Source organism: Sphingobium sp. TCM1, from assembly GCF_001650725.1.
GTDB lineage: Bacteria > Pseudomonadota > Alphaproteobacteria > Sphingomonadales > Sphingomonadaceae > Sphingobium.
The window spans coordinates 388,459-414,876 of sequence record NZ_LXVX01000012.1 but is presented as its reverse complement, the minus strand read 5'-3'; the positions used below and the strand labels follow the sequence as shown (position 1 = coordinate 414,876).

Sequence of the window (26,418 nt, the reverse complement as noted above, 5' to 3'; positions counted from 1 at the left end):
CGCCGGAGCGGCACATTTCAGCCTGTTGCTGGCTTTCGCCCATATGGGAATGGCCAGTGCGCAAGAAAAGGAACTGCCCGTGTCACCGCCGAAAAAATCCGGACCTCCCCGCCGGGCAGGCCCTGGCGGGCCGAAACGTCCCGGCGGTCCCGATCGGCCGACGGGCAAGCGCCCGGCCGCGCCCACCTCACGCGCCACTTCGCTGAAGGACGACGATGCAAGACCCCGCGCCGATCGTGGCAAAGGCGATCGGACAGAGCGCCCTCGCGCGGATCGCCCCCGTCCGGACAGGGCGCGCGTAGATGCCCCACGCGCGGCGGCCCCCTCGCGTCGTCGCGCGGCGCCACAGGACAGCCCCGCCAATCTGAGCGAAGGCGACCGCACCGATCGTCCCCGCGCGGAGCGGAGCCGGCCCGAACGACAGCGGACGGAGACCCGCAAACCCTATTCGCCACGCAAGCCGGGGGCAAAGAAGCCAGCGCCCGCCCGCCCCGCCAATCCGCACCCGGCCCACGCAGCCGCTTCGGACGGCAAGGGCGAGCCGCAGCGCATCGCCAAGCTGCTGGCTCGCGCCGGCATCGCCTCCCGCCGGGAAATCGAGCGGATGATCGAAGAAGGACGGATCGCGAAGGACGGCGTCCTGCTCGATACGCCCGCCACCCTGCTCACCTCGCTGCACGGCGTTACGGTCGATGGGATCGCCGTCGCCGCGCCGCCGCCCGCGCGCCTCTTCCTCTTCCACAAGCCGGTCGGCTGTCTTACGACCGAGCGCGATCCGGCCGGACGGCCAACCATTTACGACCGCCTGCCCGCTGGCCTGCCGCGCCTGATGCCGATCGGCCGGCTCGACATGAATACCGAAGGGCTTCTGCTGCTGACCACCGATGGTGGTTTCAAGCGCCAGATGGAATTGCCCTCGACGGGCGTGCCGCGCACATATCGGGCGCGCGCTTTCGGTGAAGTCAGCCAGCAGCAACTGGAGGATCTGTTCGACGGGCTGGAGATAGACGGCATCCGCTATGGCCAGATCGAAGCCAATCTGGAACGGCGCACGGGTCGCAATCAGTGGATCGAAATGGCCCTGACCGAAGGCAAGAACCGGGAAGTCCGCCGCGTGCTCGAGCATCTCGATCTCAAGGTCAATCGCCTGATCCGCACCAGCTATGGCCCCTTCCACCTGGGCGAGCTGCCGGTCGGCGCTGTCGAGGAGGTACGCCAGCACGACCTGATCCAGTTCCGCAACAGTCTGAAAGCCGACACGAAATGAGGATCATTTCCGGCCAATGGCGCGGTCGGCCGCTGACTGCGCCCAAGGGCGATGCCACGCGCCCGACCGCCGACCGTACCCGCGAGACGCTCTTTTCCATGCTGACTAGCCGGATCGGATCGTTCGAGGGTCTGGCGGTGGGCGACTTTTTCGCAGGCTCCGGCGCACTGGGATATGAGGCGCTGTCGCGCGGCGCGGCCTCCTGCCTGTTCGTGGAGCAGGACAAGGCGGCGCTGGACGTGATCCGCGCCAATGGCGAGAAGTTCGGTGTCCGTCCCGACATCCGGTCCGGCAGCGTCATGTCACTTGGGCCGGCAGCCAGGCCGCTCGACCTCATCTTCATGGACCCGCCCTATAATACGGGCGCGGGGCAGGTGGCGCTCGACAAGCTGGCGCGGCTCGGCTGGACGGGCAGCGCGACCTGGGTCAGCATCGAGACTGACCGGCGGGAGGATGTCGAGGTCAAGGGGTTCGCCATCGACGCCGTGCGCGACGTGGGCAAGGCGCGACTTACCTTGCTGCGCGCCGAGGACTGAGCATGATGGCGGAGCGTGCGCCCAACTGGTTCGACCAGGGCGGCGCCAGCTACCTGCTCTATCGTCCCGGCTATCCCGATGATCTGGCGGCCGTGCTGGCGGCGCTTGCGCCTGACCGCCGACTTGCGGTCGATGTCGGATGCGGCAATGGTCAGTTCACCCGCCATCTCGCCGACCATTTCGAGACGGTCGTCGGCGTCGATCCCAGCGCCGACCAGATCGCCCATGCTGCGCCTGATCCACGGATCGTCTATCGCTGCGGCCCTGCCGAAGCGCTGCCCGTCGCGGACGGATCCGCCGGCCTGATCACCGCGGCGCAGGCGGCACACTGGTTCGACCTTCCGGCCTTCTACGGGGAGGCACGGCGCGTCGCGTCCAGGGGCGCGGTCATCGCCCTGGTGAGCTATGGGGTCGTCCGGCTCGACCCCGGACCGATCAACGACCGGCTGGCCCGCTTTCATGATGAGGATATAGGCCCCTATTGGCCGCCCGAACGCCACATGGTCGAAAATGGCTATGCCGACATGGACTTTCCCTTCGCGCCCATCGTCGTGTCGCCAATGGCGATCCACCGTGAATGGAGCGCGCGTCAGTTGCTCGGCTATGTCGGCACATGGTCGGCTGTCCGCCGGGCGCGCGACGCCGGGCAGGCGCAGCGACTGGCGGATTTCGCGGCCGAGCTGACCGCATTATGGGGCGATCCCGATCAGACGCGCGCTATCCTGTGGCCGATCAGCGTGCGGGTGGGGCGGCTTTAGTCCGCCCCACCGGTTCAGGCCGCGGCCGCGTAGGCCTCTTCCTCCTTGGCGATCAGGATATCGGCCAGGAACTGATAGGCCTCCGCCCAGGCCGCCAGGACTGCATCGGTGGCGACGTCGTTACCCAGCACCTCGCGGATCGCGGGCAGCAGCGCTGCGGCGACCTTCGGATAATGTTCCGGTTTCACCCCGGTGTCGACATGGCGGGCTACCATCCGCGAGACCGCACCGCCCAGCGCCTCCAGCTTGTCGATATTCTCGGCATAGCCCAGGATCGCCGCCGCCAGTCGCCGCGGCTGCTCGCCGCTTTCCTGCGCCGCCTGGTCGAACATGGCCTTTACCTCCTCGTCCTGGAACAGGCGGGAATACATGGCGGTGGTGATCGCGACGCCGTGCTGGCGCAGCGCAGGACCGGTGGATTTCACGATGGCGATGGTTTCGGCAGACAGCGAATTGGACACCTGATGGACCTTTCTCCAGAGTCGATAAGGTGCATTTACAATACATGTTATAAGATGTAAATGTGTTACATGTTTCAAGGCGCCTGTTGCGCCCCTATCGAGAACAGCGATGCAGCTGACCCGCCACACCGATTATGCGCTGCGCGTGCTGCTCCACCTGACCGTCGTTCCGACCGGTCGCGCGACGATCCCGGAAATCGCGACGGCCTATGGCCTGTCGCGCAATCATCTGATGAAGGTCGTTCATCATCTGGCGCAGGGCGGCTTCATCGAAACCCAGCGCGGGCGCGGCGGCGGCTTTACCCTGGCGCGTCCACCGGCGCACATCCGCATCGGCGCGGTGGTACGGCACAGCGAGCCGGACATGAAAATGGCGGATTGCGCGGCTTGCGCAATCCGCCCGGCCTGCGGCCTGTCAGGCGTTCTGACCGAAGCGACGAACGCCTTTCTCTCTGTTCTCGATCGTTACAGCCTGACCGATGCTGCGAGGGACCGGGGCCGGCTGGCGGCGTTGATTGCCGCCCTGCCCGCCCCTGCGCCAGGCGTCAGCGAGGCTTGCGTCCCTTCCTGACCTCGCCGGGATTGATACAGCTGTCCTGCACTGCGCGCGAACAGACCGGATAGTCCTTCGCCTCGCTCGGGGGCGGTGTCATGTTGCCGCCCACCGTCACAGGATTCGAGGAGGAGCCGACTGGCGCGGCCGGGTCTTTAGGCACCTCGGCGGGCGCCGGCGTCATTCCGGGATCGGCGGGAACAGCGCCGGTGGGCAGTCCTGCATTGGGATCGGCACCAGCAGGCGGCGACGGCGGCATGGCAGGTTCAGCCGGTGTGGCCGGCATGGCTGGATCGGCCGCCGGCGGCGGCATTGCTGGATCGGCGGCCGGGGGTGGCATCGTGGGCGTTGCGGGATCAGCGGGCGGTGTCATGGCGTCACCGGGAGGCTGGCTGCTCGGCGCGGGCGTCTCCTGCGCGACCGCGATTCCGGACAAGGTGGTGAAACTCAGCAGGGCCGCGCCCGCCAGCAGAATCTTTTTCATCGGGATCATCCTTTCCTATGTTCTTCGCCCCGTTCGCCCGATCGGGCAGCGAAAGAACCGGCAGGATGGGTTGGACGTTCCTTACGCCGACGACCAGATGTGCCGGATGCGCGCCGGACGACCTTTCTTCGCGCGTTCAGTCCCCTTCGGGATAACGGTCGAACTTGGGAAGATCATGGGCCTTGTCCATCCAGGGTGCCGCTTCCGCCATTTGCACATGCGCCTGCGGCGGTAGCGCGGCGGGATCGTCCAGCGTCGCGGTCTGGATGTCGATCGATCCGGGGAAGATGACGGGATTGGTGTAGAACAGCCCCGTTCCGCAAACCCCGCAGAAATGGCGGGTCGCGTTTTGCGAAGACTGGTAGCGCACCGGATCGCCGCTGATCTTCACCTTCTCCTCCGGAAACAGCGCCCAGCCAACCATCGGCGCGCCGGCGCTGGCGCGGCAGTCGGCGCAATGACAGATTGCGCTGTAGGCGGGGTCGCCCTCGGCTTCGTAGCGGATCGCGCCGCACTGGCATTTACCCGAAACCATGGCTCGTCCCTCCTTGCGTGATTCGCCTTTTGTTCTCATAGAAAGGCCCCCACGGCAAGGGCACGCGTCAAGGCCGTACCCCTTGCTCAACCTTCCCCCTGTCCCTAGTTGATCGAAGATGATGCTGCCAGCCCCCACTCCCAACGACCCGCCCTATCTCAAGGGGCTGAACGAACCCCAGCGGGAAGCCGTGCTGACCACGGAAGGCCCGGTACTGGTGCTGGCCGGCGCAGGCACGGGCAAGACCGCGGCGCTGACCGCGCGGCTCGCCCATCTGATCGCCACGCGCCGCGCCTGGCCGTCGGAAATCCTGGCTGTTACCTTCACCAACAAGGCGGCGCGGGAGATGCGCGTGCGCGTCGGCGCGATGATCGGCGATGCGGTGGAGGGGATGCCCTGGCTCGGCACCTTCCACGCCATCGCCGCCAAGATGCTGCGGCGCCACGCTGAACTGGTCGGACTGCAATCGAATTTCACCATTCTCGATACCGACGACCAGTTGCGGCTGATGAAGCAGCTGATCCAGGCGGAGGGGATCGACGAGAAGCGCTGGCCCGCACGGCAGCTGGGCGGGCTTATCGACCAGTGGAAGAACAAGGGCTGGACGCCCGATGATGTCGGCGCGGGCGAGAGCGAGGGCTATGCCCATGGTAAGGGGCAGAAGCTCTACGCGGCCTATCAGGCGCGGTTGCGCGACGTAAATGCGTGCGATTTCGGTGACTTGCTGTTGCATGTTCTGACGATTTTGAAGAAGCATCGCGACGTGCTGGAGCAATATCAGCAGAAATTCCGCTATATCATGGTTGACGAATATCAGGACACCAACTCCAGCCAATATCTATGGCTGCGGCTGCTGGCCCAGACCCGCAAGAATATCTGCTGCGTGGGCGACGACGATCAGTCCATCTATTCGTGGCGCGGAGCCGAGGTCGCCAATATCCTGCGGTTCGAAAAGGATTTTCCGGGCGCGACGATCATCAGGCTGGAACAGAATTATCGCTCCACGCCCCACATATTGGGCGCGGCGTCCGGCGTCATCGCGGAAAATGGCAATCGCCTGGGCAAGACGCTCTGGACCGACATAGATGTCGGCGAGAAGGTGCGGGTGATAGGCGTATGGGACGGGCCGGAGGAAGCCCGGCGGGTCGGTGAGGAGATTGAGGCGGTCCAACGCGGCGGCGGGTCGCTGGACGAGGTCGCGATCCTGGTCCGGGCCCAGCATCAGACCCGCGAGTTCGAAGACCGCTTCATCCAGATCGGCTTGCCCTATCGCATCGTCGGCGGCTTCCGCTTTTACGAGCGCGCGGAAATCCGAGACGCCCTCGCCTATCTGCGGCTGGTCAACCAGCCTGCCGACGACCTGGCGTTCGAGCGGATCGTCAACGTGCCGAAGCGTGGCCTGGGCGACAAGGCAGTGGAGAAGCTGCACCGACTCGCGCGGGCGCAGGGCATCCCCCTCGCTCTCGCCGCTGCACGCATCCTAGACACTGACGAACTGACGCCGCAGGCGCGCCGTTCGCTGGGCGCGTTTATCGCCGATCTCGCCCGCTGGCGCGATCGGGCGGCGCAATTGCCTCATGCCGAACTGGCGCGGCAGATATTGGACGAAAGCGGCTATACCGCGATGTTGCAGGCGGAGCGCACCACCGAAAGCGCCGGGCGGCTAGAAAATCTCTCCGAACTCGCGCGCGCGATGGAGGAATATGAGACGCTGGGCGCCTTTCTGGAGCATGTCAGCCTCGTCATGGACAATGAAGCGCAGGCGGATGAGCGCAAGGTCACCATCATGACCATCCACGCCGCCAAGGGCCTGGAGTTCGACACCACATTCCTGGTCGGCTGGGAGGAAGGCGTGTTCCCATCGCAGCGAGCGCTGGACGAAGGCGGGCAGAACAGCCTGGAGGAGGAACGGCGGCTCGCCTATGTGGCGATCACGCGGGCGCGTCGGCGCTGCACCATCATTCATGCCGCCAACCGCCGCATCTACGGCCAGTGGACCAGCAGCATCCCGTCGCGCTTCGTCGGCGAATTGCCGCCCGAGCATGTGGAGGAAGAAAGCAGCATGTCGGGCGGCGCGTCGCTGTGGCGCGCCAACTGGTCGGAACGCGACGATCCTTTCGCCAATGTCGCGAGGGGCAGCGGGCGCGGGCCGGGCTGGCAGCGGGCGCAATCGTCCGGCCAGTTCAGCCGCGAGCCGGTGCGAATCGTTGAGGCGCGTGCGTCCGCAGTGTCGCTGGGCAACAAGGGACGCAGCGACATGAGCGTGGGCCTGCGCGTGTTTCACCAGAAATTCGGCTATGGCACCGTTGCGGAGATCGAGGGCAACAAGCTGGAGATCGATTTCGAGACGGCCGGGCGGAAAAGGGTGATGGACAGTTTCGTGTCACTGGCTTGACGCCGTGCCCGCCATTGTCTGAGAACGCCCGCGTCGCTGCATATGAGATGCCGGCCGGTGATCGAACCCAAGGCCCGCAATGGCGCTTGTGGACAGGACGGAAGCCCAGCACAATGTGATGCGATGACGCTCGCGCAACAGCTCCTCGCCGCCACATTCGTCGTAGCCACGACAGTCGTGGTACATCTGATTGGCCTGGCTCTGCTTCTTGCCGTCCTCAGTCGTTATCGTCGTGCGTCACGCCGTCTGCTGGTCATTGTCCATAATGCAGCCGCAATCCTGGTGGCGGCCTTCGGCCTTTTTGCGCTTCATTCGATCGAGATCTGGATATGGGCGGGCGTGTATCAGTGGCTGGCGGCTTTTGCCGACTTCGAACACGCCATTTACTTCTCGACCTCGACCTATGTCACGATCGGCTATGGCGACGTCGTTCTGCCGCCGGGAATGCGGATCCTGGGCTCGATCGAGGGGGCCAGCGGCATCATCCTGATCGGCTGGTCCACAGCCTTCTTCTTTTCGATCGTCGACCGGATGAAGCTGCTGGAACGCCAGTTGGAAAGCGACCATGCGCGACCCCCAGCCGACCTATCCGACGCCACCCATAGCGAGAAGGCAGAAAGGCGCTCGGCAGAGCCTGAGAAAGGCTGAGCCGGCAGGCGACAGCGCAGATTGGAAAATGGTGGAGCCTAGCGGGATCGAACCGCTGACCTCCTGCATGCCATGCAGGCGCTCTCCCAGCTGAGCTAAGGCCCCATCGTAGCGGCATCGGCCGCTATATGGTCAGGCCATGTCCGGTCAAGACCGTCGGCCGATTATACTGTCCCTCGCGATGCCGGGCGGAGGCCTTTCACAACCTCAAGCCCTTGCTTTACGCTCGGGAGTTTTTCGGGAAAATGTCCCCCGGACATTTTCTGCCTCCGAAACACTGGTGGAGCCTAGCGGGATCGAACCGCTGACCTCCTGCATGCCATGCAGGCGCTCTCCCAGCTGAGCTAAGGCCCCGTCACCAGTGAAGCGCCGTTTGGGTCCGGCGCTTCGGAGGTCGCTGCCTCTAGGGTCAGGCGACCCCGTTGGCAAGCACAAAATTCAATTAATTGTCGTCGTCATTATCGTCGCCGGCAGCGTCGACGCCCAGGTCGTCGTCACCGCCCAGATCGACGTCATTGTCCGGCGAATCGCCATCGTCATCGACGTCCAGATCGATGTCCAGATCGTCGTCGGCGGTCTCCAGCTCGCCATCGGCGGTCTCGATGACCTTCTTGGGCGCAACTTCCTCATAAGGCAGCGGCTGCTTCGACTTCAGCACCGGTTCCGGTTCCCAGGCGGTGTTGCAGTTGATGCAGTTCACCGGGTCATCCTTGCCCAGGTCGTAGAAGCGAGTCGCGCATTTCGGGCAGGTCCGCTTCGTGCCCCATTCAGCCTTCACCATGTCCGGCCTGTTCCTTCTTCGATGCTCAAACAGAAATCACGCGGCGCGACGGATGTCGCCCGCGAAACGTCGGGCGCCTTGCCATAGCGAAACCGCGCTGTCAAAAGCCGCTCGCATTTTTTCGGTTCCAAGACATCGGATACCCCCCAGTGACCCAGCATGACGAACAGCCCGCCCCCCGCACCTTCACCGCCGCGCCGCCCCTGTCCGGAAGCGTCACCGTACCGGGGGACAAGAGCATTTCCCACCGATCGCTGATGCTGTCGGCTCTCGCCGTTGGCGAAAGCCGGGTGGAAGGGCTGCTGGAAGGCGAGGACGTGCTGGCCACGGCCGCCGCCATGCGCGCCATGGGCGCGGACATTCAGCGCGACGACGACGGCATCTGGCATATCCATGGCGTCGGAGTCGGCGGCCTGCTCCAGCCGCAGACCGCGATCGACATGGGCAATAGCGGCACCTCGACCCGCCTGCTGATGGGGCTGCTCGCCAGCCATGACCTGACCGCCACTTTCATCGGGGACGCGTCGCTCAGCAAGCGCCCGATGGCCCGCGTGACGGAGCCGCTCTCACGCATGGGCGCCAGCTTCACCACCAGCCCCGGTGAACGCCTGCCGCTCACCATGAAGGGCGCCTGCCCGGCCGTGCCGCTCGACTATCGCCTGCCCGTCGCGTCGGCCCAGGTGAAGTCCGCGATCCTGCTCGCCGGCCTCAATACGCCGGGCATAACCCGCGTCATCGAGCCGATCCCGACCCGCGATCATAGCGAGCGTATGCTAAAGGGCTTTGGCGCGGACATCGATGTCGAGGTCGAGGCGGACGGCACGCGTATCATCACGCTGGTCGGCGAAGCAGAATTGAAGCCCCAGCAGATTGTCGTGCCGGGCGACCCCTCTTCCGCCGCATTCCCCATGGTCGCGGCCTTGCTGGTGCCGGGTTCGCGGGTGACGATCGCCAATGTCGGCCTCAATGCGACACGCGCCGGCCTCATCGACCTGCTGCGCGAGATGGGCGGATCGATCGAGGTCGTGAACGCCCGCGAGGTCGGCGGCGAGCCGGTCGGCGACCTGATCGTCACCGCATCGGCGCTCAGGGGCATAGAACCCGATCCGGCCCGCGCGCCCAGCATGATCGACGAATATCCCGTCGCCTTCATCGCCGCCGCCCTCGCCGAAGGCCGCAGCATCTTCCGCGGCCTGGAAGAATTGCGAGTCAAGGAATCCGATCGCATCGCAACGATGGCCGAGGGGCTGCGCACCATTGGCGTCCGCGTGGAGGAACTGGAGGATGGCCTCATCATCGAGGGCAGCGGCGGCGCGGCGCTGGCCGGGGGCGGCCCGATCGCGACGAAGCTGGACCATCGCATTGCCATGAGCTTCGCCGTCGCCGGCCTAGTATCGAAGGATGGCGTTACCATCGACGACATGCGCCCGGTGGCGACCAGCTTCCCGACCTTCCTGCCGCTGCTCCAGTCGCTCGGAGCCATCGCATGATCATCGCCGTGGATGGCCCGGCCGCTTCGGGCAAGGGCACGATCGCCAAGGAACTGGGGCGGCATTACGGACTGCCGGTGCTCGACACGGGCCTGCTCTACCGCGCGGTCGGTCTGTCGGTCCTGAAGCAGGGCGGCGACCCGGACCTTGAAGCCGACGCGCTGGCCGCGTGCGACTTCGGCGACGCGATCCTGAGCGATATGGCGCTGCGCAGCGAGGCCGTGGGCAGCCTCGCCTCGCGCGTGTCCGTCCACCAGAGCGTGCGTGACGCGCTGGTCCAGCGTCAGCGTGACTTCGCCACGCAGCCGGGCGGCGCCATCCTGGACGGGCGCGACATCGGCACGGTGATCGCCCCCGATGCCGACGCCAAGATATTCGTCACCGCCAGCGTCCATGTCCGCGCGCAGCGGCGCTACAAGGATGCCCTGGCCCATGGCGGCCACCCCGACATGGACAGCCTGATCGCGGACATCCAGGCCCGCGACACCCGCGACATGAGTCGCGACCATGCCCCCCTGAAGGTCGCCGACGGCGCGGACTTGCTAGATACGTCGGATTTGACTATAGACGCCGCCGTCCAGCGGGCCATCGCGCTTGTGGACGCCCAGCTTGAAGGTCGCCCCTGAGGCGTGACCCGATAAGGCGCGCGGATATTCCGGGCGCCCTTTTCGCTTTTCATGGCCGAGCGTTCCAACGCCCAACTCCTTGGATACGTTCAGGGTATTCGGCCCTGCGCGTGGTTTGGCCAAAGACCATCGGATACAACCGATTGGCCAGCAATGACGAGTGAAGGACTATATAATGGCCTCTGTGGCATTCCCCTCGCGCGACGATTTCGCCGCGCTGCTCAATGATTCTCTCGGTGGCGAGGACGGCGGCTTCGAAGGCCGCGTCGTCAAGGGCACCGTTACCGCCATCGAAAACGACCTCGCCGTCATCGACGTCGGCCTGAAGTCGGAAGGCCGCGTGCCGCTGCGCGAATTCGCGATGCCCGGCCAGAAGGCCGACCTGAAGGTCGGCGACGAAGTCGAAGTCTATGTCGACCGCGTCGAAAACGCCCATGGCGAAGCCATGCTGTCGCGTGACCGCGCCCGCCGCGAAGCCGCCTGGGACAAGCTGGAAGCCGAGTTCACCGAGAGCGCCCGCGTCGAAGGCGTCATCTTCGGCCGCGTCAAGGGTGGCTTCACCGTCGATCTGGACGGCGCTGTCGCGTTCCTCCCCGGTTCGCAGGTCGACATCCGCCCCGTGCGCGATGTCACCCCGCTGATGGACATTCCGCAGCCCTTCCAGATCCTCAAGATGGATCGCCGCCGCGGCAACATCGTCGTGTCGCGCCGCGCCATCCTGGAAGAAACCCGCGCCGAACAGCGCAGCGGCCTCATCCAGACGCTGGCCGAAGGACAGATCATCGAAGGCGTCGTCAAGAACATCACCGATTATGGTGCGTTCGTTGACCTGGGCGGCATCGACGGCCTGCTGCACGTCACCGACCTGTCGTACAAGCGCATCAACCACCCGAACGAGATGATCAACATCGGCGATACCGTCCGTGTCCAGATCATCCGCATCAACCGCGACACCCAGCGCATCAGCCTCGGCATGAAGCAGCTGGAAAGCGATCCGTGGGAAGGCGCATCGGCCAAGTATCCCGTTGGCGCCAAGCTGTCGGGCCGCGTCACGAACATCACCGAATATGGTGCGTTCGTCGAACTGGAAGCCGGAATCGAGGGTCTGGTCCACGTTTCGGAAATGTCCTGGACCAAGAAGAACGTCCACCCCGGCAAGATCGTGTCGACCAGCCAGGAAGTCGAAGTTCTGGTTCTGGAAGTCGATCCCGAGAAGCGCCGCATCAGCCTCGGCCTCAAGCAGGCCCAGAACAACCCCTGGGACAGCTTCGCCGAACGTCACCCGATCGGCTCGACCGTCGAGGGCGAAGTCAAGAACGCGACCGAATTCGGCCTGTTCATCGGTCTGGACGGCGACGTCGACGGCATGGTCCACATGTCGGACATCGCCTGGGGCATTTCGGGCGAAGACGCGCTGGCGCTGCACCGCAAGGGCGAGACGGTTCAGGCCGTCGTTCTCGACATCGACGTCGAGAAGGAACGCATCAGCCTCGGCATGAAGCAGCTTGAGCGTGGCGGCCCTGCCGCTGGCGGCACTGCCGCTGCCGCTGCCGGTCTCAACAAGAACGCGATCGTCACAGTGACCGTTCTGGAAGTTCGCGACGGCGGCCTGGAAGTCCAGGCTGGCGAAGATGGCGCCGCCGGCTTCATCAAGCGCAGCGACCTGGGCCGCGACCGCGACGAGCAGCGTCCGGAGCGCTTCCAGATCGGCCAGAAGTTCGACGCCATGGTGACCGGTTTCGACCGTGCCAAGAAGCCGACCTTCTCGGTCAAGGCGATGCAGATCGCCGAAGAGAAGCAGGCTGTGGCTCAGTATGGCTCGTCGGACAGCGGCGCGTCGCTGGGCGACATTCTGGGCGAAGCCCTCAAGGCCAAGAGCGAAGGCTGATCCCCTTAGGGATTACCTCAGAAAAGCCCGCCGGAACCCAGGTTCCGGCGGGCTTTTCTCATTCTTGGCCATCCGAAACGATCTTGCGCCAGCCAATTGCCAACTTCTTGCAAAAGCTTTATGAAATGCAGGAGGGGAACAGCAGAGGGGCGCTGGTGGAGCAATGATCCGATCGGAACTGATCCAGAAGCTGACGGAAGAGAATCCGGAACTGACCGTTCCGGAGGTCGAGCGCATCGTCGACCTTTTCTTCAAGGAAATCGTCGATCGACTGGCCACGGGTGGGCGGGTCGAATTGCGGGGCTTCGGCGCCTTCACGACGCGCGCCCGCGAAGCGCGCACAGGCCGCAATCCGCGTACCGGCGAACAGGTGCCGGTCTGCGCCAAGCGCGTACCCTATTTCAAGCCGGGCAAGGAAATGCGCGAACGGCTGAACGCCGTCGGCGAAACCGCTGCCGAGGCTTGACCTCGCCCGCGCCAGCCTTCAGGGGGAAATCCGCCCTGAAGGTTTCGGGCGGACGTGGCGAAATCGGTAGACGCAGCGGACTTAAAATCCGCCTTCCCCTGGAAATGCGGGTTCAAGTCCCGCCGTCCGCACCAACCTGATTCGACTGGGTTTTCCGGCGCGCTTTGCCTTGATGAGGTCTAGCCGTTCCTACAGTCTATTTCGGCACTGTTCCGACAGGTCAGTCCGCGGGTGGAAGCCCGGCCCCGCCCGGATAAATTCGGGCTTTTTCTTGCGCAGGGGTAGAAATTGCCCGCGCCAGCCGCGATGATGGCCGCATGGCAGGCGTGATCAATCCCAATAGTTTCAGTGACTCCCTCGTCATTCTTGGCGCGGCGGGGCTGGTCATTCCCGGCTTTGCCCGTTTTCGCATCAGTCCGGTGATCGGCTTCATCCTGGTTGGCCTGGCGGTCGGACCGGCGGGTCTTGGGGCGTTGGTCGGCCAATATCCCTGGCTCTATCATGTCACCATCTCCAACCGGGAAGCGATCGAACCCTTTGCCGAACTCGGCGTCATCCTGCTGCTCTTCTCGATCGGGCTGGAACTCAGCTTCCGGCGCCTGTGGACGATGCGGACGCAGGTCTTCGGCGTTGGCGCGGCCGAACTGATCGGCAGCGGCCTGCTGATCGCGGCCGGCCTCTATCTGCTGGGACAACCCACCGCCGGTGCGATCGGGCTGGGACTGGCGCTGGCGCTGTCCTCGACCGCCGTGGTGTTGCCGATGGTCGGCACCCAGACGGCCGTCGGCCGCGCGGCCTTCTCCATGCTGTTGTTCGAGGATCTCGCCCTCGTCCCCATCATCTTCATGCTGGGCGCGCTGGCGCCGTCCGTTGCCGCGAGCCCGGACGGCGCATGGAGCGAAATGGCCAGCACATTGCTAAGAGGCGGCGTGACAATCGCCATCATGCTGGTGATGGGCCGCCTCTTCCTGCCCCACGTCTTCAGCCAGGCGGCGCGCACCAAGAGCCCCGAGGTGTTTCTGGCGGCCAGTTTGCTGGTTGTCATCATATCCAGCATGGCGACGTCGATCGCCGGCCTGTCGCCGATCGTCGGCGCGCTGCTCGCGGGCCTGCTGATCGCGGAAACCGATTATCATGGCGAGGTCGAGGTGATGACCGCCCCGTTCAAGGGGCTGGCGCTCGGCGTATTCCTCATCACCGTGGGCATGAGCCTGGATGTCCGCGTCATTCTCGCGAACTGGGAAAGCCTGCTGCTGGCGGTTGTCGGCGTGGTGGTGGCCAAGATGCTCGTGACATCGACGCTGCTCTACATCTCGGGCGCGCGCAAGGGCGTGGCGCTCGAAGTCGGGGTGCTGATGTCCAGCCCTTCCGAAACGACGCTCATCGTGCTGTCGGCGGCCGCTGCGGCCCAGTTGATCCTGCCATCGACCGCCGCCTTCTGGCAGATCGTGACCGCGATCGGGCTCACCATCACGCCGCTGCTCGCGCGGGTCGGCCATGACATTGCCCGGCGACTGGAAATGGCGCTGGGGGAGGAAGTCGTCGAACCTGAACATGACCAGACCGAGGCGGCCGCTGTCGTCATCGGTTTCGGCCGGGTCGGGCGCATGGTGTGCGACCTGCTACGCACGCATAACCAGCGCTTCATCGTCGTGGAATCCGACCCCGATGTCGTGGCGGAGGCGCGACGGAGCGGCTATCCGATCCTGTTCGGCGATGTCGCCCGTGCGGAAATGCTGGACAAGCTGCGGCTGGGCCATGCCCGCGCGCTGATCCTGACGATGGACGATCCTGTGCTGTCCGTGCGAGTGACCAAGCGCGTGCGCGGCTGGGTGCCCGACCTGCCGATCATCGCGCGCGCGCGCGACACGGATCATGCGGCGCAACTCTACAAGGCCGGGGCCAGCGACGCGGTCCCGGAAACGCTGGAAAGCTCGCTACAACTGGCGGAGACGGCGCTGGTCGACCTGGGCGTCGCGATGGGCCCGGTGATCGCGTCCATCCACCAGATGCGCGAGGATCTGCGCGTTGGGATCAAGGATGCGGCGCAATTGCAGACCGCGCCCAAATTGCGCCGCCTGCGCGCCGACGAGATCGGCTAATCCGCGTCCAGCGACGCCGGGCTGAACACCGACCAGCCGGTCCGGCGCGCCAGTTCCTCCAGCGCGCGGGTGCCCAGTTCACTGTTGCCGCTGGCGTTCAGCCCCGGCGACCAGACTGCGATCGACGCGCGGCCCGGCACGATCGCCAGAATGCCACCGCCGACGCCTGACTTGCCCGGAATACCGACGCGAAAGGCGAAATCGCCCGATGCGTCATAATGCCCGCAGGTAAGCATCAGGGCGTTGATGCGCCGCGCGCGGCGCGGCGACACCACCCTGCCCCCGCCGGGATGGCGGCCATCCAGCATCAGATAGCGGCCGGCCAGTGCGAGTTGGCGGCAGTTCATCTCGATCGCGCACTGATGGAAATAGGTGCCCAGCACGAGATCGACGGGATGACGGACATTGTCGAACGCCCGCATATAGTTGGCGAGCGCCATGTTGCGGAAACCGGTCGCGGTTTCCGACGCAGCCACCGCCTCGTTGATCGCGATGCCGTCATCGCCCGCGAGGTAACGGACGAAGCGCAGCATTTCCCCGATCGCCACGCGCGGCTGATGTCCGCCCAGATTGACGTCAGCGACGACGATCGCACCCGCATTGATGAAGGGATTGCGCGGGATGCCATGCTCATGTTCCAGCTGGACGATCGAATTGAACGCATTGCCAGAAGGCTCCCGACCGACCCTGTCCCAAAGCTGGTCCCCGACCTTGCCCAATGCCAGGGTCAAGGCAAAGACCTTGGATATGGACTGGATGGAAAAGCCCATATCAGCATCTCCGCCCGTCAGGAGGCGGCCGTCCGCCGTCGCGATCGCGATGCCGAACTGGCCCGGGTCGACCTTGGCGAGTTCAGGAATATAGCTGGCGACGGTCCCGCGTTCATCCGCCTCCGCCATGGCCGCCACAATATCGGCGACGATCGCATCCAAATCCGGTGTCATGGTCGCGCTGCATATCCCCGCTTCGGTGCCAAGCATAGGGAAAGCACAGATTTTGGACAGCCATAATCAGCCCCGCCGATGCGCCTGTTCATGCGCGAGCAGCCAGCGCTTTGTCTCCAGCCCGCCCGCAAAGCCGGTCAACGCGCCGTTGCTGCCCACGACCCGGTGGCAGGGCGCGACGATCGACAGCGGGTTGCGTCCGTTCGCGGCGCCGACCGCGCGCACCGCGGATGGATGGCCGATGGCGCGCGCAATCTCGGCATAGCTCCGCGTCTCACCATAGGGAATGTCGAGCAGCGCGCTCCAGACGCTCTGTTGGAAATCAGTGCCCCGCGGATCGAGCGGCAGGTCAAAACGATGTCGGCGACCGTCGAAATAGGTCGTGAGCTGGGCGATCGCTTCGACTAGGACCGGATGATCGGGCTGCTCCCGCTCCGCGTCAAGGCGGACCCGTCCAGGCGCGTCGTCCGGCCAGAGGATCGCGACCAATCCGACGTCACTCGCCACGAGCGGAAGCGCGCCCACCGGCGACGGGAATGTCGTGCGGACAAGGTTCATGTGGATCTCCATCGTTGCCGCGCCGCCATAGCGCGGAACGATGACCTTCACTTCCTTTCCCTTGCGCTCAAAGCGACGGCCTATTTCAGGCCGCCACCCATTGCGCGGTAGAGTTCTACCAGATTGGTCGCGCGGGTCAGCCGCGTTGCCAACAGGCTCTGCTCAGCCGTGTAAAGCGAACGTTGCGAATCCAGGGTGGTCAGGAACGTGTCGACACCCCCGCGAAACCGTGCCTCCGACAGGCGGTAGGCGGTCCGGGCCGCGTTGCGCTGCGACGTTTGCGCTTCGAGTTGCTGCCCCATCGTCCCACGCCGGGCGAGCGCATCGGCTACCTCGCGGAAGCCGGTCTGGACGCTTTTCTCATAGGTGGCGAGCATCGCGTCATAGGTCGCCTTGGCATAGCGGAGATTACCCTGGTTCTTGCCGAAATCGAAGATGGGAAGCGTCGCGGAGGGCGCCACCGACCAGAAGTCCGATCCCGATGCGAACAGGTTGGACAGCCCCAGACTGACCGATCCGAGCGCAGCAGTCAGTGAAATGTTGGGGAAGAAGGCCGCGCGCGCCGCGCCGATATTGGCATTGGCGCTGCGAAGCTGATGCTCGGCCGATGCGATGTCCGGCCGGCGCAGCAATATTTCGGAAGAAATGCCGGCGGGCAGCGTGTCGATCGTCACGCCGGATTCCGGAAGGGACTGCGGCAGGTCTGCGGTCGGGACGGTGGTGCCCGCAAGCAGGTTGAGCGCATTCTGGTCCTGCGCGACCAGAGTCGTCGCTTCCGCAATATCCGATCGGGCAGCGTCGTAGCTGGTCTGCGCCTGCCGCACCTCCAGTTCGGAGGCGACGCCCTTGTCGAAGCGCGCCCGGGTCAGTTCCAGCGTCTTGCCGAACGCCTGCTCCAGATCGCGGGCGATACGCAGCCGGTCCTGATCCGCCGCCATGGTAAGCCAGGCATTGGCCGTTTCCGCGATCAGCGTCGTCTGCGCCGCGTTGCGATTTTCCACGCTGGCGAAATATTGCTCCTGCGCGGCTTTAGTCAGGTTTCGCACCCGGCCGAACAGGTCGATTTCCCAGGCCGAAATGCCGACCTGCGCCTGATAGATGTCGGCGCGTCCGGAACCGGCCTGCGAAAAGGGCTGGTCCTGATAGGTGGCGGTCCCGCCCGCGGCAACCGTGGGCAGCAGGTCGGCGCGCTGCACCTTATATTGCGCCCGCGCCTGTTCGACATTGGCCAGCGCCAGGCGCAGGTCGCGATTATTGGCGAGAGCGGTTTCGATCACCCGCGCCAGACCGGCATCGGTGAAGAAATCGCGCCAGCCGGTATCCGCAGGCACGATCGCCCCCTGCCCGTCAGCGGGGGTATAGGCCGGCCCCTGCGGACTGGTAGCGGGCACCGGCAGCTCCGGCCGGACATATTTGGGCGCCATGTCGCAGGCCGTCAGGGCCAGCGAAAGGGCGACGGCGCCGAGCGCGTTCATTTTGCGCATGGTGTTCAAGCCTCCTGCGGGGCGCCGGACGTTGCCGTATCGCCTGCCGCTTCCTGGTTCTTATGTTCGCGGAACAGCCGCTTCACGACGGTGAAGAAGACCGGGACGAAGAAGATCGCCAACACTGTCGCCGACAACATGCCGCCGACCACCGCCCAGCCGATCGCATTCTGGCCGCCAGCCCCTGCCCCCTTCGCGACCGCCAACGGCAGAACGCCGAAGATGAAGGCGAAACTGGTCATAAGGATCGGCCGCAGGCGCAGCTTGCCCGCCTCCAGCGCCGCCTGCGCGGGAGACAGTCCTTCACGCATCTTTTCCTCGGCGAACTCCACGATCAGGATCGCGTTCTTCGCCGACACGCCGATGGTCGTGATCAGGCCGACCTGCAGATAGATGTCATTGTCGAGCCCGGCCAGCGTCGCGGCGATCACAGCACCCAGCACGCCCAGTGGCACCACCAGCATGACCGCGATGGGAACCGACCAGCTTTCATACAGCGCGGCAAGGCAGAGAAACACGATCAGCATCGACAGCGCGTAGACATAGGGGGCCTGGCCACCGGACGTGCGTTCCTCGTAGGAAATGCCGTTCCAGCTGTAGCCGATGCCCGCAGGCAGCTTGGCGGCATATTCCTCCATCGCCTGCATCGCCGCGCCGCTCGATACGCCCGGTGCGGGCGCGCCCTGGATGTTCATAGACGGAACGCCGTTGAAACGCTCCAGGCGCGCCGGTCCCTGGACCCATTCGGTCGTGGCGAAGGCCGACAGGGGCGCCATGGCGCCAGTGCTGCCACGGACATGGAAGGCGCCGATGGCCTCGGGCGATGTGCGGAACGGCGCATCCGCCTGCACATAGACCCGCTTCACGCGGTCACGGTCGATGAAGTCGTTGACGTAGGAACTGCCCAGATTGGTGCTGATCGTATCGTTCACGTCGGCCTGGGCGATGCCCAAAGCGCCGGCCGCGGCCTGATCGACATTAAGCTTGAGCTGGGGCGTATCTTCCAGCCCGTTGGGACGGACCTGCGCCAGGCGCTTGTCCGCCATCGCCATGCCGAGCAACTGGTTGCGCGCTGCAAGCAGCTTGTCATGGCCCAGATTGGCCTGATCCAGCAACTGGAAGTCGAAACCCGACGCGTTGCCCAGTTCCTGCACCGCCGGCGGGACGAAAGCGAAGGCCATGCCGGCGGAGATTTTCTGAAAGGCCATGTTGGCGCGCAGCGCGATGGCCGGAACCTGGTTGTCGCTGCCCTGGCGATCCTCCCAATCCTTCATGCGCGCGAACACGATGCCGACATTCTGCCCCTGTCCGACGAAACCGAAGCCCGCGATCGTGAAGACCGCCGAGACATTTTTCTTCTCATCGACCAGATAATGATCGCGCATCCGGGCGAGCGCGCGCTCGGTTTCCTCCAGCGTCGTGCCCGCAGGCAGCGACACCTGGTTGATGATGATCCCTTGGTCCTCGTCCGGCAGGAAACCGCTCGGCAGGCGCAGGAAGATGAACGCCATGCCGATCACGATCAGGCCATAGACCAGCATCGTACGGCCCCAACGACGCTCCACCTTCTCGACACCCCGGCCGTAGCGGACCACGCCCTTGTCGAAGCTGCGATTGAACCAGTCAAAGAAGCGACCGAAGATCGAACCGACCGGCCCGTTCCAACTGTGCCCATGCGAAGCCGGCTTCAGGATGGTGGCGCATAGTGCGGGTGTCAGGATCAAGGCGACCAGCACCGACAGGATCATCGAGGAGACGATCGTGATCGAGAATTGGCGGAAGATAACGCCGGTCGATCCGCCGAAAAAGGCCATCGGCAGGAACACCGCAGACAGCACAAGGCCGATGCCGATCAGCGCGCCGCTGATCTCGTCCATCGACTTTCGCGCGGCCTCCTTGGGGCTTAGACCTTCATCCTGGATCAGGCGTTCGACATTCTCGACCACCACGATCGCGTCGTCGACCAGCAGGCCGATCGCCAGCACCATGCCGAACAGAGTCAGCGTGTTGATGGTGAAGCCCGCCACGCTCAGTATGGCCAGCGATCCCAGCAGCACCACCGGCACGGCAATGGTCGGGATCAACGTCGCCCGCCAGTTCTGGAGGAACAGGAACATAACGACGAATACCAGCAGGACGGCTTCGAACAGAGTGTGGATGACCTGCTCGACCGACAGCCTGACGAAGGTCGAATTGTCGACCGGGAAATCATATTTCACCCAGCTCGGAAAATTCTTCGACAGTTGATCGACCCGGCTCTTGACCGCATCGACCGTGTCGAGCGCATTCGCGCCCGGCGCGAGCTTGACGCCGAAGCCCGAGGCCGGATGGCCATTGAACTTCACACCGAAGCCGTAATTTTCCGCGCCCAGCTCGACCCGCGCAATGTCGGACATCAGCACGACCGAACCGTCGCTGTTGCTGCGCAGGCGGATGTTACGGAACTCTTCGGGGGTGCGTAGGCGCGACTGGGCTGTGACCGTGGCATTGAGCGCCTGCCCCTTTGGCGAGGGCGATCCGCCAATCTGGCCCGCCGAGACCTGCGCATTCTGTGCGGTGATCGCTGATTTGACGTCGCCGGTCGTGACGCCCAGATTTGCCATCTTGTAAGGATCGAGCCAGATACGCATCGCATATTGTGACCCGAAGAGCTGGGTATCGCCGACGCCGGTCACACGGCTGATAGGATCCTGGAGGTTCGACGCGATGAAGTCGGCGGCATCCTCTTGGTCGTGGATGCCGTCATCGGCGTAGACCGACATGATGAGAAGGAAGCTGGAGGTGGACTTGCTGACGCGTAGCCCCTGCTGCTGCACCTCCTGCGGCAACAGCGGCGTGGCCTGCGACAGCTTGTTCTGTACCTGGACCTGCGCGATGTCGGGATCGGTGCCCTGTTCGAAGGTCAAGGTGATGTTAAGATTGCCCGAACCGTCACTGGTCGACGAAAAATAGCGCAGATTGTCGATGCCCTTGAGCTGTTGCTCGATGATCTGCGTGGTCGTGCTTTCCAACGTCTGGGCATTGGCGCCCGGATAGCTGGTCTGGACCGTCACCGCCGGGGGCGCGATCTCGGGGAACTGGGCGACCGGCAGCGAGCGGATCGCCAGCAGACCGGCCAACATGATGACGATGGCGATGACCCATGCGAAGATGGGCCGGTCGATGAAATAGCGGGCCATGGTTCAGTTCGCTCCGCCCTGTGCGGCATTCTGCGCCGCTGCGACCTGCTGCGGAGCGCCGGGCTTCACCACCGTGCCGGGGCGCAGGTTGACCAGCCCCTCGACGATCAGCCGGTCTCCCGGCTTGAGGCCGCTGGTGACGATCCATTTGTCGCCGGCCGCGCGATCGACCTCTACCTGGCGAAGTTCGACCTTGTTGTCCCGGCCCACGACCATGGCCGTGGCGCGGCCGCGCGGATCGCGGCTGATGCCCTGCTGTGGCGCCAGGATCGCCTGCGTTCGCTGACCTTCGACCAGTCGCGCGCGGACGTACATGCCAGGCAGCAGCAGGCCATCGGGATTGGGGAAGGTCGCGCGGAGGGTAACGGCGCCCGATGTCTGGTCGACCGTCACTTCCGAAAATTGCAGCCGTCCTTCGATCGGATAGCTGCTGCCGTTGGGAAGCAGCAAGGTGATGCGTGCGCCATCCGCCTCACTCACGCCCCCGCTCTTCATCGCCTGCTTGAGGTCGATGATCTGCGCAGCGGACTGGGTAACGTCGACATAGACCATGTCGGTGCGCTGGATGGTGGTCAGCGCGTCAGCCTGGCCAGCCTGGACGAGCGCGCCGGGAGTGAAGAGCGACCGGCTGATACGACCGGAAATGGGCGCGCGGATACGGGTGAAATTCTGGTTCACCTGCGCCGCCTGCACTGCACCACGCTGCGCCGCAACATTGGCGCGCGCCTGCTGCGCCGCCGCAACCGAGTCGTCATATTGCTGCTTGCTGACGGCATTGATGGCGACCAGTTCCTTGTAGCGCTGCGCCTGAAGGCTGGTCGATTGGATCGTCGCATTGGCACTGGCGAGCGAACCCTGCGCCTGCGCGAGGGCTGCGCGATAAGGTGCATCATCGATTTCATAGAGTAATTGCCCCGCCCGCACGAAGCCGCCCTCCTGGAACAGGCGACGACGGATGATTCCGCTGATTTGCGGGCGAACTTCGGCCGTTTCAAAGGCCGTGACACGACCCGGCAGCTCGTTCAGCAATGGCACCGACTCGGTCTTGAGCGTCACGACGCCCACGGCGGGCGGCCCTGGCGCTGGCGGAGCGCTCTCGCCGCACCCACTCAGCGCCAAGGCCGACGCGCACGCCAGCAATCCAGTGAAAATCCCCTTTTGCATCGCCTGATTTCCGTTTCGATTTGGATCATATGTATGGAATGAACGTTCATTCCGCTTGCCGCGCAGGTAGGATCATGCCACAGAATATTCAAGAGGCGAAAAACGCCAAGGGGTAGAAAATGGTTGCAGTGCAACATGAGAGAGATGGCAGAAGCCGCATATTGTCCACCGCGCGCGACCTGTTCGCCACGAGGGGCTTTCACCAGACATCGATGGCGCAACTCGCTGCCGCCGCGCAGGTTTCCGTGGGTCAGATCTATCGCCTATTCAAAGGCAAGGAAGACATTATCGAAGCGCTGGTGAAGGCCGATTCCGACGCATGGGCTACGGATATGGCCGCGTTGCGCTCGCAACTCGATGCCGGGGCGATGAGCATCGAACAGACATTCGAGCAGATATTGCTGCACGGGACCGACAATGCGAACGACGAGGCGCTGTCGTTCGACATTTTGGCGGAGGCGTTCCGCAACGAGGCCGTTGGCGAGACGATCGGCACGCTGTGCGTCGGATTCCGCTCCATCCTTCGGGAATTTGCCTGCGTCGCCAATCCCGAGCTTTCAGGGGAAGCCCTGGATGCCGCCGAAGAACTGATTCTTGCCTGCATGTTCGGCCTTGGCCATCGCAGCCTGTCGCGACCCAAGCTGAGCGCTCCGATCGCGGCCCGCCGCGCCGCCCAGATGATCATCGCCGGGCTGAAGGCCGTCCGCTGACCGGCGTCAGCGCAGCCGCCGGTACACGTCTACGGTTTCGTTGGCGCAGCGATCCCAGCTATAGCCGCCCGCGTAAAGGCAGATTGAGATCGTATCGGGCGTACTCCCATGGGCCCGGGATGAAAGGCCGGGCTGGCCGCGAGCGAGACCGCAATGATCCATTAAAAGCGGATCTCACGCACGCCATTGATCAACGTCGAGCGCTGCGACAATTCCCAGCTGTAGCGGCCGATGCCCGAAAGCTGCTGCTCGAGCGCCTCGACGGACAATCTGACCCGCAGGCTCACTGCACGCCGTCCGACATTCCCGATAGTCTCCAATCAGCTTCGGCCGCGCGCCTGGCGGGACGGTCGCTGCCGGAGCAAGCGAAATGACCGGCCAGACCCATAGCTATTTCGCCGCCGCGCCTTCAGGCAGGACGATCGCCGACCAGCTCTTGCCCGGAACCAGATATTTGGCGGCCAATGCCTGAAGCTCCGCCGGCGTGACGCTCAGCAGATCGCGGGACATGGACTGCATCGCCTGGATGTAGCGGGGATCGTGGGTCGCGCCTTCCATCTGGTTCATCCAGAAGGCGTTGCCCGTGCTGGCGCGCATCAGCAATTGCTGCATCGGCGCTACCGCCCGCTGCAATTCATCGGCACTGACCGGGTTCTTGGCGAGGTCGGCCGCGGTCGCCTTGACCACATCGTAGAAATAGCTGATCCGATCGGGCCGGATCTGGCTGGTGACGAGGATATAGCCACCGTTTTCGTATGAAAAGGGCCAGTTATTCTGGACACTAGGGGAATAGGCCGCGCCTTCGGTCGACCGCAGCTTGTCGAACAAGCGATCGTTGAAGATCTGCGTCAATATCTCAAGCTGGCGCGCCTCCTTCTGCAAGCCGAACCCACCCGATGTCGGCCATGCCATGACCGCGGCGGCCTGATCCTTGTCGCCATTGTGGCGCAGGATGACGGGCGCCTCGACATGGGCTGGGAAGCGCATCGCGCGGTTCGTGGCCGGAACCGGCGTATCGGGCCGCGCCGGCAGCGCGCCGAAGGTCGCCGCCACGGCATTGATCGCGTCCTGCGGCTCGACATGGCCGAAAATCTGGATTTCGATCGGCCCGGAGGCCAGTACCGGCTCCCAGGTCGCGCGGAAAGCCTGGGGCGTCAGCGCCTCGATTTCCGCGCGTGACGCGGTGCGGAAACGCACATCCTTGTCATGGAGCAGCCAGTTGAGGTCACGCCCAAGCACCGCGTCGGGGGACCGCGACATCGCGTCATAAGCGACGATCGCACCCGTCTTCACCCGACCGATCGGGGCGGGGTCCCATCCGGGCGCCGCCAGCTTGGCCGCGAACAGGCGCAACTGATCCTTATAGTCGGCCGGTCGCGTGACCGCCTGCAATTCGAAGGCGTCGTCGTCGATACCGAAATCCAGGCCCATTCGCCGGCCGATGGTCAGTTCGTCCAGTTCCCGCTGCCCCAGCTTGCCGATGCCGCTGGCGACCAGCGCATAATCGCCCGCCCAGCTCGCCACCGGCCTTGTCGGCGAGAAGGCCTGCTGCCCGTGCCCGAACCGCACATTGATACGCACCTTTTCCGGCTCGGCATCATTGGCGAACAGGATCAGCTTGACGCCGTTGGCGAAGCTGATGCTTTCCATGCCCGGCAGCCCCGCCTGCGTCCGAGATACCACGGCCCCGGGTGTCCCCAGGCTCGGCAGGTCGTCCATCGTTACCGGCTTGTCCGCCAGGCGGGCGTTCGTCGCCGCCTTGACGGGCGCAGCGACGGCCGCCGCCAGCTTCGCATCCACGCCCGGTTCCACCTTGCCCGTCACCAGCATCGCGCGGAATACCCCGGCCGAAAAGAGACGCCGCGTCGAATCCAGTATCTTGGCCGGAGTCATGGCGGGCTTCCCCGCGCGAAAAATATCGACGGCCGCCTGCGGACTGACCGTCGTCTCGCGAATATCAACCGCGCTGACCAGATCGCTGGCCTGCTTGGCGCCCGCTTCCGTCGATGCATTTTCGACCTGGATCGCCAGCGCCATGTCCATCTGCGCATATTCGCGGTCTATTTCCGCCTGGCTTGGCGGCGTGGCCTTGGCATCCTCCACGATCGCGCGGACGTCCGCCAGCGCCTTTTCCCAATCATTGCCGCTGGGGATGATCGACAGGAAAGTGCCGTCCGCCGACCGGCTGACATCCTGCTGCTCGACGCTGGCCTGGAGGAAGCTGCCCCCCGCGCGGGCCGCCTGCTCGAACCGGCGGCCGATGATCTGCAACGCCAGCATGTCGGTCAGCTTGTCCTGATTGTAGACGATGGTATCGGCATGAGGTGTCCAGTGCCGCAGCCAGGCCATCGTCAGCCCCGTTGGCGCGCCCGGTTCCACCAGAAAGCGGGTCGCGGGCAACGTCGCGTCCGGCGTGCCGAAGTCGGGGATCGCCGCCCCTTTGCCAGGCACCGTCCAGCCGGCAAAATTATCCTTGATCAGTTGCTCGGCCACGGCGGGGTCTATGTCCCCCGATATGGCGATGACGGCATATTCCGGGCGATACCAGCGCTGGTGGAATGCTTCCATCCTCGCCGCGGTCGCCGCGTTCAGCGTCGCCACCGTGCCGATCGGCGCATGTTCGGCGAGGGGCTGGCCCGCGAAGAAATGCTGGCGACTGGCGTCCGATATGCGGCTCTGCGGCCCGTCGCTCTCGCGCTTTTCCGCCAGCACGACCGCCCGCTCGGCGCTGACCGCACTGTCGACGATGTTGGGATCGACCATCATGCCGGCCAGGATCTTCATGCTTTCGCCCAGCGTCGCCTGCGTCGCCTGCGGCAGGTCCAGCGCATAGGTGGTCCCGGTCGGGGTAGTCTGGGCGTTGCTGTCGCTGCCGAAGGTCACGCCAAGCCGCTGCCAGATCCGCTTGGATTCGCCATCAGGCACATGGCGGGAGCCCCGGAAGGTCAGATGCTCCATATAATGGGCGTAGCCCTGTTCGTCGTCCCGCTCCATGAGCGAGCCGGCGTCAATCCGCAGACGGACCGAAACCTGCCCCGGCGGCACGCCATTGCGCCGGATCGCGTAGCGCAGTCCGTTCGACAGCGTCCCGAACCGCCAGGCCGCGTCGATCGGCACATCGCTATTTTCGTAGAGCCACGGTCGGACCTGCGCCTGGGTCGTTCCCGCAGCGGCCGGTGCGGTAGTCGTGGCGGTCCTTGCTGCGAGCGGCAGCGAAGACCCCGACAGAAGCAGGGCAAGGATGGTGAGCGATGCGGCCGGACGGCGGGAGAAAAAATGCATAGGCGCGAAAGCCTAACGGCATTTTCCTGAATGGCCACTGACAATCATGGTCATGCCTGCCTTCGTTTCGGTCGCGCCGGGAAACTTTCCCGACGCGTCCGAAGCGA

At 64.7% G+C, this 26,418-nt stretch carries 23 protein-coding genes and 3 tRNA genes; 13 read left to right on the top strand and 13 right to left on the bottom strand.

The genetic code is table 11. The features are described from left to right. Window positions 1-79: 79 nt before the first annotated feature. Genes A7Q26_RS10870 through A7Q26_RS10860 form a run of 3 tightly spaced genes read left to right on the top strand, consistent with a single transcriptional unit; the run spans window position 80 to window position 2,561 of the window. Window positions 80-1,267 carry a pseudouridine synthase gene (locus A7Q26_RS10870; RefSeq protein WP_066859506.1) on the top strand — a complete coding sequence of 396 codons (1,188 nt, stop codon included), beginning with the start codon at window positions 80-82 and terminating at the stop codon, window positions 1,265-1,267. Further along, entirely contained in the window at window positions 1,264-1,803 is a 540-nt protein-coding gene (rsmD, locus tag A7Q26_RS10865; RefSeq protein WP_066859376.1) for a 16S rRNA (guanine(966)-N(2))-methyltransferase RsmD, read from the top strand. Before A7Q26_RS10870 ends, rsmD begins: the two co-directional genes overlap by 4 nt. Window positions 1,804-1,805: 2 nt before the next feature. After that, window positions 1,806-2,561, top strand: a complete 756-nt coding sequence (locus A7Q26_RS10860) for a class I SAM-dependent methyltransferase (RefSeq protein ID WP_066859375.1) — start codon at window positions 1,806-1,808, stop codon at window positions 2,559-2,561. A 14-nt stretch (window positions 2,562-2,575) separates the two neighbouring features. Here A7Q26_RS10860 and A7Q26_RS10855 read toward each other — a convergent pair whose 3' ends face one another. Beyond that, window positions 2,576-3,022 carry a globin domain-containing protein gene (locus A7Q26_RS10855; protein WP_066859374.1) on the bottom strand — a complete coding sequence of 149 codons (447 nt, stop codon included), beginning with the start codon at window positions 3,020-3,022 and terminating at the stop codon, window positions 2,576-2,578. Window positions 3,023-3,131: 109 nt separating this feature from the next. On the opposite strand from A7Q26_RS10855, the gene A7Q26_RS10850 reads away from it, so the two are divergent. Next, window positions 3,132-3,593: an Rrf2 family transcriptional regulator gene (locus A7Q26_RS10850; RefSeq protein ID WP_066859373.1), complete on the top strand. Its 462-nt coding sequence runs from the start codon at window positions 3,132-3,134 to the stop codon at window positions 3,591-3,593. Here the strand turns inward: A7Q26_RS10850 and A7Q26_RS10845 are convergent. Together A7Q26_RS10845 and A7Q26_RS10840 are read right to left on the bottom strand one after the other, a co-directional pair. Then, window positions 3,568-4,059, bottom strand: coding sequence for a Fe-S oxidoreductase (locus tag A7Q26_RS10845; protein WP_066859372.1), 492 nt, complete (start codon window positions 4,057-4,059; stop codon window positions 3,568-3,570). The two genes, A7Q26_RS10850 and A7Q26_RS10845, sit on opposite strands and share 26 nt — an antisense overlap. Before the next feature lie 136 nt (window positions 4,060-4,195). Beyond that, entirely contained in the window at window positions 4,196-4,594 is a 399-nt protein-coding gene (locus A7Q26_RS10840; protein ID WP_066859371.1) for a GFA family protein, read from the bottom strand. A gap of 118 nt (window positions 4,595-4,712) precedes the next feature. On the opposite strand from A7Q26_RS10840, the gene A7Q26_RS10835 reads away from it, so the two are divergent. Then, window positions 4,713-6,989 (top strand): ATP-dependent helicase, encoded by a 2,277-nt coding sequence (locus tag A7Q26_RS10835; RefSeq protein ID WP_066859370.1) that lies wholly within the window; start codon window positions 4,713-4,715, stop codon window positions 6,987-6,989. Window positions 6,990-7,046: 57 nt separating this feature from the next. After that, entirely contained in the window at window positions 7,047-7,637 is a 591-nt protein-coding gene (locus A7Q26_RS10830) for a potassium channel family protein (protein ID WP_325229675.1), read from the top strand. 29 nt (window positions 7,638-7,666) lie between these two features. Here the strand turns inward: A7Q26_RS10830 and A7Q26_RS10825 are convergent. The 3 genes from A7Q26_RS10825 to A7Q26_RS10815 form a co-directional block, all read right to left on the bottom strand. Further along, window positions 7,667-7,742: transfer RNA gene (locus A7Q26_RS10825), tRNA-Ala, on the bottom strand. A gap of 173 nt (window positions 7,743-7,915) precedes the next feature. After that, window positions 7,916-7,991: transfer RNA gene (locus A7Q26_RS10820), tRNA-Ala, on the bottom strand. A gap of 88 nt (window positions 7,992-8,079) precedes the next feature. Continuing rightward, entirely contained in the window at window positions 8,080-8,418 is a 339-nt protein-coding gene (locus A7Q26_RS10815; protein ID WP_066859368.1) for a TIGR02300 family protein, read from the bottom strand. 149 nt (window positions 8,419-8,567) lie between these two features. Between A7Q26_RS10815 and aroA the strand changes: the two genes are divergently transcribed. The 6 genes from aroA (at window position 8,568) to A7Q26_RS10785 (ending at window position 14,990) form a co-directional block, all read left to right on the top strand. Beyond that, window positions 8,568-9,908, top strand: coding sequence for a 3-phosphoshikimate 1-carboxyvinyltransferase (gene aroA / locus A7Q26_RS10810; RefSeq protein ID WP_066859367.1), 1,341 nt, complete (start codon window positions 8,568-8,570; stop codon window positions 9,906-9,908). Then, window positions 9,905-10,534 carry a (d)CMP kinase gene (gene cmk, locus A7Q26_RS10805; RefSeq protein WP_066859366.1) on the top strand — a complete coding sequence of 210 codons (630 nt, stop codon included), beginning with the start codon at window positions 9,905-9,907 and terminating at the stop codon, window positions 10,532-10,534. Before aroA ends, cmk begins: the two co-directional genes overlap by 4 nt. Before the next feature lie 175 nt (window positions 10,535-10,709). Continuing rightward, window positions 10,710-12,422, top strand: a complete 1,713-nt coding sequence (rpsA, locus tag A7Q26_RS10800; RefSeq protein WP_066859365.1) for a 30S ribosomal protein S1 — start codon at window positions 10,710-10,712, stop codon at window positions 12,420-12,422. A 163-nt stretch (window positions 12,423-12,585) separates the two neighbouring features. Further along, a complete protein-coding gene (locus A7Q26_RS10795; protein ID WP_066859364.1) occupies window positions 12,586-12,888 on the top strand; it encodes an integration host factor subunit beta in 303 nt (100 codons plus the stop codon). Window positions 12,889-12,936: 48 nt separating this feature from the next. Next, window positions 12,937-13,022, top strand: a tRNA-Leu gene (locus A7Q26_RS10790). A gap of 183 nt (window positions 13,023-13,205) precedes the next feature. Continuing rightward, window positions 13,206-14,990 (top strand): cation:proton antiporter domain-containing protein, encoded by a 1,785-nt coding sequence (locus A7Q26_RS10785; RefSeq protein WP_066859363.1) that lies wholly within the window; start codon window positions 13,206-13,208, stop codon window positions 14,988-14,990. Here the strand turns inward: A7Q26_RS10785 and A7Q26_RS10780 are convergent. From A7Q26_RS10780 to A7Q26_RS10760, 5 genes are all read right to left on the bottom strand, one after another. Further along, window positions 14,987-15,934: a glutaminase gene (locus A7Q26_RS10780; RefSeq protein ID WP_066859505.1), complete on the bottom strand. Its 948-nt coding sequence runs from the start codon at window positions 15,932-15,934 to the stop codon at window positions 14,987-14,989. The two genes, A7Q26_RS10785 and A7Q26_RS10780, sit on opposite strands and share 4 nt — an antisense overlap. A 66-nt stretch (window positions 15,935-16,000) precedes the next feature. Next, the gene (locus tag A7Q26_RS10775) at window positions 16,001-16,492 is read right to left on the bottom strand and encodes a methylated-DNA--[protein]-cysteine S-methyltransferase (RefSeq protein WP_066859504.1); all 492 of its coding nucleotides are present in this window, start codon (window positions 16,490-16,492) and stop codon (window positions 16,001-16,003) included. An 80-nt stretch (window positions 16,493-16,572) separates the two neighbouring features. Then, window positions 16,573-17,976 carry an efflux transporter outer membrane subunit gene (locus A7Q26_RS10770; protein ID WP_066859362.1) on the bottom strand — a complete coding sequence of 468 codons (1,404 nt, stop codon included), beginning with the start codon at window positions 17,974-17,976 and terminating at the stop codon, window positions 16,573-16,575. 5 nt (window positions 17,977-17,981) lie between these two features. After that, window positions 17,982-21,155 (bottom strand): efflux RND transporter permease subunit, encoded by a 3,174-nt coding sequence (locus tag A7Q26_RS10765; protein WP_066859361.1) that lies wholly within the window; start codon window positions 21,153-21,155, stop codon window positions 17,982-17,984. 3 nt (window positions 21,156-21,158) lie between these two features. Next, a complete protein-coding gene (locus tag A7Q26_RS10760; RefSeq protein ID WP_066859360.1) occupies window positions 21,159-22,319 on the bottom strand; it encodes an efflux RND transporter periplasmic adaptor subunit in 1,161 nt (386 codons plus the stop codon). 119 nt (window positions 22,320-22,438) lie between these two features. Between A7Q26_RS10760 and A7Q26_RS10755 the strand changes: the two genes are divergently transcribed. Then, on the top strand, window positions 22,439-23,029 hold the full coding sequence (locus tag A7Q26_RS10755) for a TetR/AcrR family transcriptional regulator (RefSeq protein ID WP_066859359.1): 591 nt from the start codon (window positions 22,439-22,441) through the stop codon (window positions 23,027-23,029). 161 nt (window positions 23,030-23,190) lie between these two features. On the opposite strand, the gene A7Q26_RS26160 is transcribed toward A7Q26_RS10755, so the two are convergent. Next, entirely contained in the window at window positions 23,191-23,316 is a 126-nt protein-coding gene (locus tag A7Q26_RS26160) for a hypothetical protein (protein WP_269747245.1), read from the bottom strand. Window positions 23,317-23,419: 103 nt separating this feature from the next. After that, window positions 23,420-26,311, bottom strand: a complete 2,892-nt coding sequence (locus A7Q26_RS10750; RefSeq protein ID WP_066859358.1) for a M16 family metallopeptidase — start codon at window positions 26,309-26,311, stop codon at window positions 23,420-23,422. Between the last annotated feature and the right edge of the window lie 107 nt (window positions 26,312-26,418).

Bases quoted from the DNA above. Each gene is read 5' to 3' on its own strand.
- rsmD (WP_066859376.1), top strand. From the start codon at position 1,264: ATGAGGATCATTTCCGGCCAATGGCGCGGTCGGCCGCTGACTGCGCCC.
- A7Q26_RS10860 (WP_066859375.1), top strand. From the start codon at position 1,806: ATGATGGCGGAGCGTGCGCCCAACTGGTTCGACCAGGGCGGCGCCAGC.
- A7Q26_RS10850 (WP_066859373.1), top strand. From the start codon at position 3,132: ATGCAGCTGACCCGCCACACCGATTATGCGCTGCGCGTGCTGCTCCAC.
- A7Q26_RS10845 (WP_066859372.1), bottom strand. From the start codon at position 4,059: ATGAAAAAGATTCTGCTGGCGGGCGCGGCCCTGCTGAGTTTCACCACC.
- A7Q26_RS10840 (WP_066859371.1), bottom strand. From the start codon at position 4,594: ATGGTTTCGGGTAAATGCCAGTGCGGCGCGATCCGCTACGAAGCCGAG.
- A7Q26_RS10835 (WP_066859370.1), top strand. From the start codon at position 4,713: ATGATGCTGCCAGCCCCCACTCCCAACGACCCGCCCTATCTCAAGGGG.
- A7Q26_RS10815 (WP_066859368.1), bottom strand. From the start codon at position 8,418: ATGGTGAAGGCTGAATGGGGCACGAAGCGGACCTGCCCGAAATGCGCG.
- cmk (WP_066859366.1), top strand. From the start codon at position 9,905: ATGATCATCGCCGTGGATGGCCCGGCCGCTTCGGGCAAGGGCACGATC.
- rpsA (WP_066859365.1), top strand. From the start codon at position 10,710: ATGGCCTCTGTGGCATTCCCCTCGCGCGACGATTTCGCCGCGCTGCTC.
- A7Q26_RS10795 (WP_066859364.1), top strand. From the start codon at position 12,586: ATGATCCGATCGGAACTGATCCAGAAGCTGACGGAAGAGAATCCGGAA.
- A7Q26_RS10785 (WP_066859363.1), top strand. From the start codon at position 13,206: ATGGCAGGCGTGATCAATCCCAATAGTTTCAGTGACTCCCTCGTCATT.
- A7Q26_RS10780 (WP_066859505.1), bottom strand. From the start codon at position 15,934: ATGACACCGGATTTGGATGCGATCGTCGCCGATATTGTGGCGGCCATG.
- A7Q26_RS10775 (WP_066859504.1), bottom strand. From the start codon at position 16,492: ATGAACCTTGTCCGCACGACATTCCCGTCGCCGGTGGGCGCGCTTCCG.
- A7Q26_RS10770 (WP_066859362.1), bottom strand. From the start codon at position 17,976: ATGCGCAAAATGAACGCGCTCGGCGCCGTCGCCCTTTCGCTGGCCCTG.
- A7Q26_RS10765 (WP_066859361.1), bottom strand. From the start codon at position 21,155: ATGGCCCGCTATTTCATCGACCGGCCCATCTTCGCATGGGTCATCGCC.
- A7Q26_RS10760 (WP_066859360.1), bottom strand. From the start codon at position 22,319: ATGCAAAAGGGGATTTTCACTGGATTGCTGGCGTGCGCGTCGGCCTTG.
- A7Q26_RS10755 (WP_066859359.1), top strand. From the start codon at position 22,439: ATGGTTGCAGTGCAACATGAGAGAGATGGCAGAAGCCGCATATTGTCC.
- A7Q26_RS10750 (WP_066859358.1), bottom strand. From the start codon at position 26,311: ATGCATTTTTTCTCCCGCCGTCCGGCCGCATCGCTCACCATCCTTGCC.